This is a genomic window from Microbulbifer harenosus (assembly GCF_005771435.1).
GTDB classification, from domain to species: domain Bacteria; phylum Pseudomonadota; class Gammaproteobacteria; order Pseudomonadales; family Cellvibrionaceae; genus Microbulbifer; species Microbulbifer harenosus.
Window position 1 is genome coordinate 39,754 of the sequence record NZ_VANI01000004.1, and the last position, 12,360, is coordinate 52,113.

The window sequence follows — 12,360 nt, forward strand, 5'->3', positions numbered from 1 at the left end:
GGAGCCTGCTGTAACTGAAATAATTTTCTGTGGGCATTAGCCCGAAAGCTTCTGAGCGCGACCATATATTTCTGGTCGCGGATTTTTTATCGTCATCTGGATCAATACATGTCGAACCGCAAATTCTTTTACAAGGGTCGTCAGGACCCGCGGGAAAACCACGTCAAATTCGGCTACGAAACCCGGGGCTCGCACAAATCCGGCAGCAGGAAATATCCCCTGTTGCTGGTGGTGACGAACGAAGAGCGCAAGCGCGAAGTGGAAGCACTGGTTGCGCAGGCTGAGCTTTATGCCGAGATCACCGTGGACAGCAGCGAGGGCGCGGTGGAGTCCATTGCAGAACTGACCGCGATTCTCAATAAAAAGGGAACGGTCAAACTCGACAAGGTTCCCGAGCGCAATGAGCCGTGCAGTTGCGGCAGTGGCAAAAAATATAAAAAGTGTTGTGGACAATAAGCCTGATTTATTACTCATCGCTGAGTAAAAAAATAACTATATAACACCGATAGTGTCAGCCGTACTCAGGTACTGAGATAACAAACACAAAGCAGACGTAACAATAGCCGATGTATTCGGCTATTTTTAAAACACTTTATTTGCCTCCGGCAGATTTGCACGGCAACAACGACCTTCTCGTTTGCAAACCGCTATGGCCTCGTTGATAAGGCCTCCATTTCCCCCACCAGGAATCCGTGATTGTCCGCCCCATTCAGTGCCAGTGGTCGAGGCTGTTTATGAAGAGTGGTTGACGATAACATCATGCTTCACAAAACCACTATAGAAATGGCACGGACGTACTCATTATAAAAATGGACTCTGACACCGTTTTATATTTTTGACATTAGCGAGTGGGTTATTAGTATAAAGACCGATTTCTACACGATCAGGGAGCGCAAAATGGCCTCATCGCATGGGTACTCATGAATATGTCGCGTAGATGCTTATTGTGTATTCTTTTAGTAATAATTCCAGGTCCAGCGTTTGCTATGTCAATTTTCGAAGCCGGTAAAGTTTGTACATTCTCCCCGATCTCGGGTGTTATTTTATTTGAGGGGAAGCCGGCCGCTGGTGCTAGAGTCGTGAGAACCACTGATTATCAGAAAAAAATTCAGGACGAAACACTTACTGATAGCAATGGGTATTTTGAACTTCCCGGTATTTTTGAACGAAATATTGTTAATTTTTTGCCGCAGGAGTTTGTTGTAGGGCAGTTAGTGAACGTTTTTTTCAGTGGAAGAGAATTCAGGATCTGGTCGGGTGTGAAACGGAAACGGGAAGAAAACTCAGAGTCTAGAGGCAAACCTCTGGTAGTTACCTGTGAGTTGACACAAAAAGATGAAATTATCAATGTAGACCGGCAGCCATTCATTACTAAGTGTAGATGGGATGTTACTCCAGACGTCAAGGAAAATATTTTCTAAAGATAAGCTGGACACTAAGGCACGTTGACAACTTGTCAAAAGAAGCTTGTGCACTGACCAGACTTCATGTTCTGAAAGGTGTGATTACTCGATTTAACTTGTTTTTCTTTTTTAAACGAACTTAGGGAGGAGTGGTAATTGAGGTTTGGTAAATACATTTACGCTACTTTAGCGTGTGTGGGTATTATCTCATGCGATGCGCAGAGCCAATCCATAAAAATACCGTCAGATGAAAAGCAACGTTTGTCTATCGAAAATCTAAATTTTAAAGGTTCTGATTTTTTATCTGCATACATGAGCCGGGATATGCAGCAGCGGCGTTTAGCAGAAATGTACTTATCCGGAGTGTTGGATAGTACGGAGGGGATTTTCTGGTGTGGCTACAAAGTGGCCCTGCCAGGTTCCATACAGGAGCAAGTGTACGTTGCTCTAAAATCCGCAGATCAAACCACCCTCAATAAAAGGGCATCTGAAATTATAACGTCTGCTCTATCTGAAAAATTACCGTGCAAGGAAGAAGAATGAGACCCAGTTTCGAATTGTTGAAGCTGATCAGTTAATGCGCTCTCACGTCTTCGGTCGAACAACACTGTATAAGCCGTCAGACTTTATTCAAAAAGTCGGCACGAAGAAGGGCGTAGTTCTATTCTGGAAAATTACAGGTTATGGGGGCGGACACATCGATCTCATAGATGTATCAAATGCCATGGCAGTATGTAGTTCAAACTGCTATTTCGATTCCAAAGAAATCTGGTTTTGGGAACTAAAATAGCATCAGCAAGCAGGTACTACATGCGAAGCATGCAGAAGGACGCGGTATTTGATCACCACCACCGAAACAATGGAAGAAAACGGGGCCTTACGGCCCCGTTGATGGTTTTTACTACGCCAAAAGATCAGTAATCGTAGGCGTCCGCCGCCGGCTCAGATTTTTTCTCAACCGGGGCCTCCGCCACCATTACTTCGGTGGTCAACATCAGCCCGGCGATGGAGCCGGCGTTCTGCAGTGCGGAACGGGTCACCTTGGCCGGGTCGATGATACCGAATTCCAGCATGTCGCCGTAGGCGCCGGTCTGGGCGTTGTAGCCGTAATTTGCGCTGTCATTTGAACGCACGTTGTTCAGCACCACGCTGCCGTCAACGCCGGCGTTGGCAACGATCTGGCGGAAGGGTTCTTCCATCGCGCGCAGCGCGATATTGATACCCACCTGCTGATCGTCGTTGGCGCCCTTCAATCCGCTGCTGCGCAGGCTGTCGGCAACCCGCACCAGGGTCAGGCCGCCGCCGGCGACGATGCCCTCTTCCACGGCCGCACGGGTCGCGTGGAAGGCGTCGTCCACCAGATCCTTCTTCTCCTTCATTTCCACTTCGGTAGCGGCGCCCACCTTGATCACCGCAACACCGCCAGCCAGCTTGGCCACGCGCTCCTGCAGCTTTTCCTTGTCGTAATCGGAGGTGGAGGCCTCGATTTCCGCGCGGATCTGTTTCACGCGTGCGTCGATATCCACCTTATTGCCGGCGCCGTCGACGATGGTGGTGTTGTCTTTGCCGATCACCACGCGCTTGGCACTGCCCAGCTGTTCCAGGGTGACTTGTTCCAGGGTTAGGCCCACTTCCTCGGAGATCAGGGTACCGCCGGTGAGGATGGCGACATCCTGCAACATGGCCTTGCGGCGGTCGCCGAAGCCCGGGGCCTTCACCGCGGCGACTTTGAGGATGCCGCGCAGGTTGTTCACCACCAGAGTGGCCAGTGCCTCGCCTTCGATATCCTCGGCAATCAACAGCAGCGGACGGCTGGCTTTGGCTACGGACTCCAGTACCGGCAGCAGGTCGCGGATGTTGCTGATCTTCTTGTCGAACAGCAGGATGAACGGGTTGTCCAGTTCCGCCTGCATTTTTTCCTGGTTGTTGACGAAGTACGGCGACAGGTAACCGCGATCGAACTGCATGCCCTCGACCACATCCAGCTCGTTGTTGAGGGACTTGCCCTCTTCCACGGTGATCACGCCGTCGCGGCCGACTTTCTCCATCGCCTCGGCGATGATCTGGCCGATGTCTTCATTCCAGTTGGCGGACACGGTGCCTACCTGGCCGATGGCCTTGGTGTCTTCACAGGGCTTGGCGAGTTTGGCCAGCTCCTCTACCGCGGCCTTCACCGCGGTGTCGATACCGCGCTTCAGGTCCATCGGGTTCATGCCCGCAGCAATGGCCTTGTGACCTTCGCGCACCAGCGCCTGCGCCAGTACGGTGGCGGTGGTGGTGCCGTCGCCGGCCACGTCGGCGGTTTTGGACGCGACTTCTTTCACCATCTGCGCGCCCATGTTCTGGAATTTGTCCTTGAGCTCGATTTCCTTGGCCACGGACACGCCGTCTTTGGTGATGCGCGGTGCACCGAAGCTCTTGCTCAGCACCACATTGCGGCCTTTCGGGCCGAGGGTGGCTTTCACCGCATCGGCGAGGATGTTCACGCCGGCCAGCATGCGCTCGCGGGCGTCGTCGGAAAACTTGACGGTTTTGGCACTCATGCGGCTTTCTCCTTATCTTGTTTCTGTTCTTCCACATCTTCGAGCACGGCGAAAATGTCGGATTCCTTGACGATGAGATAGGTCTCACCGTCGTGTTTGATTTCGGTGCCGGCGTACTGGCCGAACAGTACCCGGTCTCCCACCTTGACCGCCAGCGGGCGCAGCTCGCCGTTTGCCAGTTGCGCGCCGTTACCGACGGCGATCACTTTTCCCTGGGTGGGTTTTTCTGCGGCCTTGTCCGGAATAACAATGCCACCACTGGTGGTGGTTTCCGCCGCAAGACGTTTAACAACCACCCGGTCGTAGAGCGGTTTGATACTCATCGGATGTCCTCCCAATAAGCACTAGGAATATCAATGGTTAAAGGTTGGGATTCCAGGGGTAGCCCCCTGACAAGCCCGAAAATGTGTGCGGCCAGACAGATTTCAAGGGGACAAAAACCGGAATTCTTATAAAAATTTTTTATAAAAATTCATACCCAAAAAATAGAACTGTGATAACGGCGGATTTATAGTTTTAGAGACAGACGGTTTAAGGAGGAGCTGATGCCATCCGTATCGCAAACCACCTTTGAACACACCCTCGCGGACTTTTTCCGCGTGCGCCTGCAGGACGAGGCCGCGGGCCTTGAGCCCCGCCCCCAGGAAGACACCCTCTGGTATATCGGCAACCTGCTGGCGCGCTTCGGCGACAGCGGCCAGGTGTTCAGTTACGACCGCGGCGAGCTGGACATCCGCCCGCTCGCACTACTGTATCGCGACGCGCTGGAGGTCGACAGCCACCACCACCGCTGTCTGCTGCTGCGCCAGCTCGGCGACCTCGCCCTCTTCTTAGGTGCCCTGTTCCCGGAAAACTACGCCCGCCGCGGCATCGGCCGCGACTACTTTATCGGCATGGGCGGCGGCGCCTACGACTACCTCGGCGAGAATGCGCGCCACAACCGCTCGGTATTCAGTGAACTGTCGCGACGCTTCGACCGGCTGCTGGAACTGGTGGCGTTGGTGTGTGGCAGAGGTCAGGTGCTTGATGCCGGGGATATCCTGCAGCTGTATCAGCGCTGGCGGGAGAGTGGTGACCCGCAGGTGGCGGCGCAGCTGCGTGGGCTGGGTGTGGTGCTGTCCGGCGGCGAGCTGCATTGAGGCACGGTCGCGACCGAAAACCCCGAATCGAAAATGTGTTGTGAATGCGGCAACGTAAGATGGGTGCCCACCGTGCAATGATTGTGAATAGTTAGGGGCACAGCAAAACGGGGCCTTCTGGCCCCGTTTTAGAATTCACTGCATATCAATCGCTTAGGGCAGCGGCCGCGTGCGCCCGCGATCGTCAATGGCGACGAAGACGAATTCGCCCTCGGTTACTTTCACCTGCTCACCGGTATCCACGCGGGTCAGCCAGACTTCGACCATGGTCTTGATGGAGGAGCGGCCCACTTCGATGGCTTCGGCGTAGCAGCTGACGGTGGAGCCTACCGGTACCGGGCGCAGGAACACCATGCTGCCGACGGCGACTGTGGTGACGCGGCCGCGGGCGATACTCTGGGCGAGGATGGCGCCGCCGAGATCCATCTGCGACATCAGCCAGCCGGCGAAAACATCACCCTGGGGGTTGGTGTCGCGGGGCATGGACTGGGTCTGCAGGGTCAGGGTACCGCTGGGTGTCGGTTCTTCATCAATGGCGGACATCGCGAGTGCTCACAATTCTTAGATTTATTGGCCCGGCGGCGCATATCGGTCACCTTGCCCGGGTGGCGCATTCTAGCACAAACTGGGCACTAATTAGCCAGAGTCGAATGCCTGAAAATTTGTTGTAAACAGCAGAATCGGTTGTTTTCCAAACCCTCCCGCGGGGCATGGCCTTGCTGTACGCCCGGCCGGTCACCTAGAATTCCGGCTATGCGCATTCTTGTAAAGATCCTGATCCTGTGGTGCTTCGCGGTCCAGAGCCTGGCGCTGGTGAATGCGCCCGTGTGCAATCAGGATGCTGCCATCCAGGACAACTCGGCGACGTCCGCCAATCACGCCATGAGTGACCAACATTTTGCGCTGGACCTGCCCATGGCGGATTCCGGATGCGGCGGAGACACAGCGCCCGAACATCCGGATATGTCCTGCTGCGAGTCGACCGGCGCTGTTTCCATGGATGTTTGCCAGCTTATCTGTGCCAGTGGTGGATGTGGGCTCGCTATGGCACCGCAGGGCTTTTTACCGCAAACCTCCTTGAGTCCTGCGCGCTATCGCCCCTTGTACCCCTCTCCGATTTCCCCCATCCCGCAAAACCTGTTGCGTCCTCCCAGACGGGCCTGATGCTTCGATAAACGACGCCCCCAGGGCGCCAGAGCATCTGACCGACAGGAATACCCCATGAAATTTTACGTGCGCCGGGCAGTGTTGCTGCTGGCGTTTGCGGCAGCTCCAGCCCATGCGCAGCTGGATCTGCAGGCTGCCATCCGTATTGCACAGGAGCAGGATCCACGATCAGCCGCTGCACTGGCTGCCGCCGAGGCCGCGGCAGAGAGCGCGGTGGCGGACGCCCAGTGGGCCGATCCGACGTTGAAGCTCGGCATCGTCAACTTGCCTACGGATACCTTTGCGTTTGACGAACAGCCGATGACGCAGAAGGTGATCGGAATCAGCCAGAAGTTTCCCCGCGGGAATTCCGCGGCGCTTGCGGGAGAGCGCGGTGCGTATATCGCCGAGTCGGGCTATGCCGGCGCCGCGGATTTGGATCAGGCACTTGCGCGCGAAGTGGGCATTGCCTTCCTGACCGTCGCCGAGCAATTGCGGGTGCGCGAACTGCTCACGCAAAACCGTCGCTGGATGCAGGAATTGGTGGGCTACAACCGCGCCCGCCTCGCCACGGCCCAGATACAGTCGCAACAGTTGTTGCAGTCCCAGCTGGCGCTGGCGCGCCTGGACGACCGCATCGCCGCCGCGGATGGCGAGATCAATCGTGCGCGCGGTGAACTCAGCCGCTGGATCGGTGCCGCTGCCTGGGGGGTGCTGGAAATTACACCGCCGGCCTGGGCGGACACCCGCGACTGGGTCAGCGCACAGTCGCTGCCGGTACCCATGGAGATCCTGGAGCAGCACCCGGCGGTGGCGGCCAGTAGCGCCCGTGTGGCCGCGGAGCGCGCGGATGTGGCACTGGCTGAAGAGGCTTACAAGCCGCAATTCGGTGTCGACATCAGCTATGGCCAGCGGGATCGAACCCCCATGAGCGACGGCGCGGATTTCGCCAGCGTAATGCTGTCCTTCGATCTGCCGCTGTTCCACCGCGACCGCCAGGATCGGCGCCTCGCCGCCAGCCGCGCGCGCGAAAGTGCCGGCATGCTGCAGCGCCAGAATCTACTGCAACAGCTGCACGCCGAGCTCAATGGTGCCGTGGCGATGGCACAGTCACTGGATCGTCGACATGCGGAATATCGTGAAACGCTGCTGGGTCAGGCCGAAGCCACCGCCGATGCCGTGCTCAAGGGCTACGCCAGCAACACCGCAGATCTGGAGGCGGTCATCGCCGCGCGCATGGATGCCATCGAGACCCAGATCAGCGCGGCGCGGCTCAATTACAACTACTTCCGCGCCCTCGCCCGCGTCCGTTACTTCCGCGCTATCCCAGGCGATGGCAACAGCAAATGATCGGCGGCCACTGAAATGAACAACAAAGTACTGATTTTCACCCTCGCTCTGCTCACCCTGCTGGCGGGTTTCCTGATCGGACGCGGACTGTCCGGCGGTGGCGATGGCCCGGCGAGTGCCGGCAAGGAGAAAAAGATCCTTTACTGGGTTGCGCCCATGGACCCGAATTACCGTCGCGACGGACCCGGCAAATCGCCCATGGGGATGGACCTGATCCCGGTTTACGAGGGTGAGGAAGGCGATGTGGCGCCGGGCACCGTGACCATTTCACCGCAGGTGGAGAACAATCTCGGCGTGCGCACTACCCGCGCGCAGCGAGGCCCGGTGGCCACCGAAGTGGAGACGGTGGGACTGGTGCAACTGGACGAAGACAAGTTGCACCACGTGCACACCCGCCTGAGCGGCTGGGTGCACAAGAGCTGGGTCACCGCCGTTGGCGACCGCGTGAAGCAGGGACAGCCGCTGGTGGCGCTTTACTCGCCGGAACTGGTGAAAGCCCAGAGTGAGCTGGTGGCGGCACTGGAGAACGGCAACCGCACCCTGATCGAGGCCACCCGCGAAAGGCTGAACAGCCTGGGTGTGCCCGCCGAGCAGGTGCGCGAGGTCAGCCGCTCGCGGCAGGTGAGCCAGACCATCACGCTGTACGCCCCGGCCGACGGCTATGTGAATGAATTCGCCGCCCGCGAGGGTATGTACGTCACCCCCGCCACCACCCTCATGAGTATTGGCCCCCTGGATACCGTGTGGGTGGAGGGCGAACTGTTTCCCAAGCAGGGCGCCCAGGTACAGGTGGGTGACACGGCCACGCTGTACGGTGACTTTGCGCCCGGCCGCCGCTGGCAGGGCGAGCTGGTGCACATCCTGCCGGACCTGGACCCCAAGACCCGCACCCTGCGGGTGCGTGTGCTGGTGAAGAACGCGGACAAATCCCTGCGCCCGGGCATGTTCGTGCGCCTGCAGCTGGCGGGGCCGAAAGTGGATGCGCTGACCGTACCGCGCAGCGCGCTGATCCGCACCGGCGAAATGGACCGCGTGGTGATCGCCGAAGGCGGTGGTCGCTACCGCTCGGTGCGTGTGCGTGCCGGTCGCGAGCTGGGCGACCGGGTGGAGATTCTCGAGGGCATCGAAGCGGGCACCCAGGTGGTGACCTCGGCACAGTTCCTGATCGACTCCGAGTCGAGCATCAGTGCCGATCTGCAGCGAATTGGCGGCGGAAAATCTGTAAAGAAACCGGAAAAATCCGCGAATGAAGACGCTGCGGGTACCGCCTGGGCCGAGGCCAAGGTGCTGAGCATGCCCGATGACAACCACTATGCGCGCCTCGAGCACGGGCCGGTGCTGGCCTGGGACTGGCCCGGCATGGTGATGGGCTTCTACGTGGCGGAGGCCGCACAGGCTTCTCTGCGCGCAGCGCTGGAGAGTGGCGCCAGCATCCGCGTGCAGCTGCGGAAACGGGAGGACGGCAAGTACGAGGTGATCGCCACCCGCGCCATGGCCAGCGATGCCCCGCTGAAAGATCCTGTGGGCCACGGCAGCATGGATCACGGCGACATGGACCACGGCGATATGGATCACGGTTCCGAACAGGAGATGCAGCAGGAGCCGCAGAAATGATCGCGCGCATCATTTACTGGTCCCTGCACAACCGTGCGCTGGTGCCGATCGGCGCCGTGGTGCTGGCGCTCGCCGGCCTCTACAGCCTGCGCAACACGCCGGTGGACGCGCTGCCGGATCTCTCCGATGTGCAAGTGATCGTGAAGACCAGCTACCCCGGCCAGGCGCCGCAGGTGGTAGAGGATCAGGTCACCTATCCCCTTACCACCGCCATGCTGAGCGTGCCCGGCGCGCACACGGTGCGGGGTTATTCGTTTTTCGGCGATTCGTTCGTTTACGTTATTTTCGATGACGATGTCGACCTGTACTGGGCAAGATCCCGCGTACTCGAATACCTGAGCCAGGTGGCCCCGCGCCTGCCGGCGGCCGCGCGCTCGGAGCTGGGGCCGGACGCCACCGGGGTGGGCTGGATCTACAGCTATACCCTGGTGGACCGCAGCGGCCAGCACGACCTGGCGCAGTTGCGCTCGCTGCAGGACTGGTTCCTCAAGTACGAGCTGCAGACCCTGCCCGGCGTATCCGAAGTCGCCACCGTGGGCGGTATGGTGCGCCAGTATCAGGTGCAGGTGGATCCCCTGCGGCTGCGCGCCTACAACCTTACGTTGCCCCAGATACAGGCCGCGATCGAGCGCGGCAACCGCGAGTCCGGCGCCTCGGTGGTGGAAATGGCGGAAGCCGAGTACATGGTGCGCGCCAGCGGCTATATCCAGAGTGTGGACGACCTGCGCCAGCTGCCGCTGATGGTGAACGCCAGCGGCACCCCGCTGCTGTTGCGGGATGTGGCCGATGTGCACTTGGGGCCGCAGATGCGCCGCGGTCTCTCCGAACTCGACGGCGAGGGCGAAGCCGTGGGCGGCGTGGTAGTGATGCGCTTCGGTGAAAACGCGCGCGCGGTGATCGACGGCGTGCGCGCGCGGCTTAAGGAATTGCAGCGCAGCCTGCCGGACGGGGTCGAAATCGTCCCCACCTACGATCGCAGCGAGCTGATCGACAGTGCGGTGGAAAATCTGTGGCACAAGCTGCTGGAGGAATTCATCGTGGTGGCGCTGGTGTGCGCGCTGTTCCTGTTCCACCTGCGCTCGTCACTGGTTATCGCCATCAGCTTGCCCCTCGGCATCATCGGTGCGTTTATCGTGATGCATCTGCAGGGCATCAACGCCAACATCATGAGCCTCGGCGGCATTGCCATTGCCATTGGTGCGATGGTGGATGGCGCCATCGTGATGATCGAGAACTTGCACAAGCACATGGAGCGCACCCCGCTCAATGACGACAACCGCTGGCAGGTGGTGGGCGAGGCGGCGAGCGAGGTGGGGCCGCCGCTGTTTTTCAGCCTGCTGATCATCACCCTGAGCTTCCTGCCGGTGTTCGCGCTGGAAGGTCAGGAAGGGCGGCTGTTCGCCCCCCTCGCCTACACCAAGACCTACGCCATGGCCGTCGCCGCCGGCCTCGCCATCACCCTGGTGCCGGTGTTGATGGGCTACCTGGTGCGCGGGAATGTGAAACCGGAACAGGCCAACCCGATCAACCGCGCCTTTACCGCCGCGTACCGGCCGGCGCTGGAGCTGGCGATCCGGTATCCGCTGTGGGTGGTCGGCATCGCGCTGTTACTGCTCGCCAGCAGCCTGTATCCCCTTTCCCGCACTGGCAGCGAGTTTATGCCGCCGCTGGACGAGGGCGACCTGATGTACATGCCCAGCACCCATCCCGGCATTTCCATCGGCAAGGCGCGCGAGCTGCTGCAGCAGACCGACAAGATGATCATGCAGGTACCGGAAGTGGCGCAGGTGTGGGGCAAGATGGGGCGCGCGGAGACCGCCACCGACCCGGCGCCGCTGACCATGGTGGAGACCATCGTGCGCTTCAAGCCCCGCGACCAGTGGCGCGAGGGCATGACCCCGGAAAAACTCCGCGAAGAGCTGGATGCGACGGTACAGTTGCCCGGGGTGACCAATGCCTGGGTGATGCCGATCAAGACCAGGTTCGACATGCTCGCCACCGGCATCAAAACCCCAGTGGGGATCAAGATCGCCGGCGCCGACCTGTACCAGATCGACAAAATCGGCACCGGCCTGGAAACCCTGCTGAAGCGCATACCCGGCACCGCATCGGTATTTGCCGAGCGGGTGGAGGGCGGCCGCTATATCAACATCGACATTGATCGCGCGGCGGCGGCCCGCTACGGCCTGAACATCCAGGATGTGCAGACGGTGATCGACACCGCAGTGGGCGGCAAGAAAGTGGGTGAAACTGTGGAGGGCCTCGAGCGCTACCCCATCAACCTGCGTTATCCACAGGCCTGGCGCGATTCCCCCGAACGTTTGCGCGGGCTGCCTCTGGTAGCCCCGAACGGGACGCACCTGTCCCTCGGCGATGTTGCGAAGATAGAGGTACAAGGCGGCCCGCCAATGATCAAGACCGAGAACGCGCGGCCCAATGGCTGGGTATATGTCGATATCCACAATCGCGATCTCGGTTCCTGGGTGGCGGAGGCACAACAGCTGGTGTCGCAGGAGCTGGAGCTGCCAGCTGGTTATTCGCTGTCCTGGTCGGGGCAGTACGAATACATGGAGCGCGCGCGCGAGCGTTTGGGGCTGCTGCTACCGATCACCCTGGGGATCATTGTGCTGTTGCTCTATTTCAGCTTCCGCCACGTGGGCGAGGTGCTGGTAATCATGGGCACCCTGCCGCTGGCGCTGATCGGCGGGCTATGGCTGCTGTACTGGCTGGGCTACAACCTGTCGGTGGCCGTGGGGGTGGGCTTTATTGCCCTCGCCGGGGTGGCGGTGGAGATCGGTGTGATCATGCTGGTGTATCTCAATCAGGCTTGGGGTTCTGCTTTGGCTGCGTGTGAGGCTGAGCAGCGCAAGCCGATGCTGGAAGATCTGCGCAATGCGATTCGCCGCGGTGCCGGACAGCGCATGCGGCCGGTGTTGATGACCACCGCTACAGTGTTTATCGGATTGATTCCGGTAATGGTCGGTTCTGGGGTTGGCTCTGAAGTGATGCAGCGGATTGCCGCACCGATGATCGGGGGTATGGTCAGCGCCATGCTGCTGACCCTGATGGTGCTGCCTGCGGTATATCGGTTGTGGAAAGGACGGGGTCTTAAGGTGGCTTTGTAGAGGTTTCATAGCGGGTTCTGTTGCGGCGGCGCACCGGTTG

The 12,360-nt window shown here is 59.3% G+C and carries 12 protein-coding genes; 9 read left to right on the top strand and 3 right to left on the bottom strand.

All coding sequences use genetic code 11. The features are described from left to right. The first annotated feature begins 108 nt into the window (after positions 1–108). The 4 genes from FDY93_RS02425 to FDY93_RS19930 all read left to right on the top strand — a co-directional run bounded on the left by FDY93_RS02425 (position 109) and on the right by FDY93_RS19930 (position 2,193). The gene (locus FDY93_RS02425) at positions 109–456 is read left to right on the top strand and encodes a PBPRA1643 family SWIM/SEC-C metal-binding motif protein (RefSeq protein WP_138234164.1); all 348 of its coding nucleotides are present in this window, start codon (positions 109–111) and stop codon (positions 454–456) included. 530 nt (positions 457–986) lie between these two features. Then, positions 987–1,421 carry a DUF6795 domain-containing protein gene (locus FDY93_RS02430; protein ID WP_138234165.1) on the top strand — a complete coding sequence of 145 codons (435 nt, stop codon included), beginning with the start codon at positions 987–989 and terminating at the stop codon, positions 1,419–1,421. A 138-nt stretch (positions 1,422–1,559) separates the two neighbouring features. Beyond that, on the top strand, positions 1,560–1,946 hold the full coding sequence (locus tag FDY93_RS02435; protein ID WP_138234166.1) for a Rap1a/Tai family immunity protein: 387 nt from the start codon (positions 1,560–1,562) through the stop codon (positions 1,944–1,946). A 34-nt stretch (positions 1,947–1,980) separates the two neighbouring features. Further along, positions 1,981–2,193 carry a T6SS effector amidase Tae4 family protein gene (locus tag FDY93_RS19930; RefSeq protein ID WP_138234167.1) on the top strand — a complete coding sequence of 71 codons (213 nt, stop codon included), beginning with the start codon at positions 1,981–1,983 and terminating at the stop codon, positions 2,191–2,193. Between the two features lie 124 nt (positions 2,194–2,317). Here FDY93_RS19930 and groL read toward each other — a convergent pair whose 3' ends face one another. Both groL and groES read right to left on the bottom strand, forming a co-directional pair. After that, positions 2,318–3,946, bottom strand: coding sequence for a chaperonin GroEL (groL, locus tag FDY93_RS02445; protein ID WP_138234168.1), 1,629 nt, complete (start codon positions 3,944–3,946; stop codon positions 2,318–2,320). Further along, positions 3,943–4,269 (bottom strand): co-chaperone GroES, encoded by a 327-nt coding sequence (gene groES / locus FDY93_RS02450; RefSeq protein WP_138234169.1) that lies wholly within the window; start codon positions 4,267–4,269, stop codon positions 3,943–3,945. Before groES ends, groL begins: the two co-directional genes overlap by 4 nt. A 222-nt stretch (positions 4,270–4,491) precedes the next feature. Between groES and FDY93_RS02455 the strand changes: the two genes are divergently transcribed. Then, positions 4,492–5,085 (top strand): hypothetical protein, encoded by a 594-nt coding sequence (locus FDY93_RS02455; protein ID WP_138234170.1) that lies wholly within the window; start codon positions 4,492–4,494, stop codon positions 5,083–5,085. 153 nt (positions 5,086–5,238) lie between these two features. Here FDY93_RS02455 and FDY93_RS02460 read toward each other — a convergent pair whose 3' ends face one another. Next, complete coding sequence (locus FDY93_RS02460) at positions 5,239–5,628, bottom strand: acyl-CoA thioesterase (protein WP_138234171.1); 390 nt, start codon at positions 5,626–5,628, stop codon at positions 5,239–5,241. Positions 5,629–5,838: 210 nt separating this feature from the next. Here FDY93_RS02460 and FDY93_RS02465 point away from each other — a divergent pair, with 210 nt between their 5' ends. The 4 genes from FDY93_RS02465 to FDY93_RS02480 are packed head-to-tail and all read left to right on the top strand — an operon-like array spanning position 5,839 to position 12,320. Beyond that, the gene (locus FDY93_RS02465) at positions 5,839–6,249 is read left to right on the top strand and encodes a hypothetical protein (RefSeq protein WP_138234172.1); all 411 of its coding nucleotides are present in this window, start codon (positions 5,839–5,841) and stop codon (positions 6,247–6,249) included. Positions 6,250–6,306: 57 nt separating this feature from the next. Further along, a complete protein-coding gene (locus FDY93_RS02470; protein WP_138234173.1) occupies positions 6,307–7,581 on the top strand; it encodes a TolC family protein in 1,275 nt (424 codons plus the stop codon). 15 nt (positions 7,582–7,596) lie between these two features. Continuing rightward, positions 7,597–9,195 (top strand): efflux RND transporter periplasmic adaptor subunit, encoded by a 1,599-nt coding sequence (locus FDY93_RS02475; protein ID WP_138234174.1) that lies wholly within the window; start codon positions 7,597–7,599, stop codon positions 9,193–9,195. Continuing rightward, positions 9,192–12,320, top strand: a complete 3,129-nt coding sequence (locus tag FDY93_RS02480) for an efflux RND transporter permease subunit (RefSeq protein WP_138234175.1) — start codon at positions 9,192–9,194, stop codon at positions 12,318–12,320. Before FDY93_RS02475 ends, FDY93_RS02480 begins: the two co-directional genes overlap by 4 nt. Positions 12,321–12,360: the final 40 nt, after the last annotated feature.

Bases quoted from the DNA above. Each gene is read 5' to 3' on its own strand.
- FDY93_RS02425 (WP_138234164.1), top strand. From the start codon at position 109: ATGTCGAACCGCAAATTCTTTTACAAGGGTCGTCAGGACCCGCGGGAA.
- FDY93_RS02430 (WP_138234165.1), top strand. From the start codon at position 987: ATGTCAATTTTCGAAGCCGGTAAAGTTTGTACATTCTCCCCGATCTCG.
- FDY93_RS19930 (WP_138234167.1), top strand. From the start codon at position 1,981: ATGCGCTCTCACGTCTTCGGTCGAACAACACTGTATAAGCCGTCAGAC.
- groL (WP_138234168.1), bottom strand. From the start codon at position 3,946: ATGAGTGCCAAAACCGTCAAGTTTTCCGACGACGCCCGCGAGCGCATG.
- groES (WP_138234169.1), bottom strand. From the start codon at position 4,269: ATGAGTATCAAACCGCTCTACGACCGGGTGGTTGTTAAACGTCTTGCG.
- FDY93_RS02455 (WP_138234170.1), top strand. From the start codon at position 4,492: ATGCCATCCGTATCGCAAACCACCTTTGAACACACCCTCGCGGACTTT.
- FDY93_RS02460 (WP_138234171.1), bottom strand. From the start codon at position 5,628: ATGTCCGCCATTGATGAAGAACCGACACCCAGCGGTACCCTGACCCTG.
- FDY93_RS02465 (WP_138234172.1), top strand. From the start codon at position 5,839: ATGCGCATTCTTGTAAAGATCCTGATCCTGTGGTGCTTCGCGGTCCAG.
- FDY93_RS02470 (WP_138234173.1), top strand. From the start codon at position 6,307: ATGAAATTTTACGTGCGCCGGGCAGTGTTGCTGCTGGCGTTTGCGGCA.
- FDY93_RS02475 (WP_138234174.1), top strand. From the start codon at position 7,597: ATGAACAACAAAGTACTGATTTTCACCCTCGCTCTGCTCACCCTGCTG.
- FDY93_RS02480 (WP_138234175.1), top strand. From the start codon at position 9,192: ATGATCGCGCGCATCATTTACTGGTCCCTGCACAACCGTGCGCTGGTG.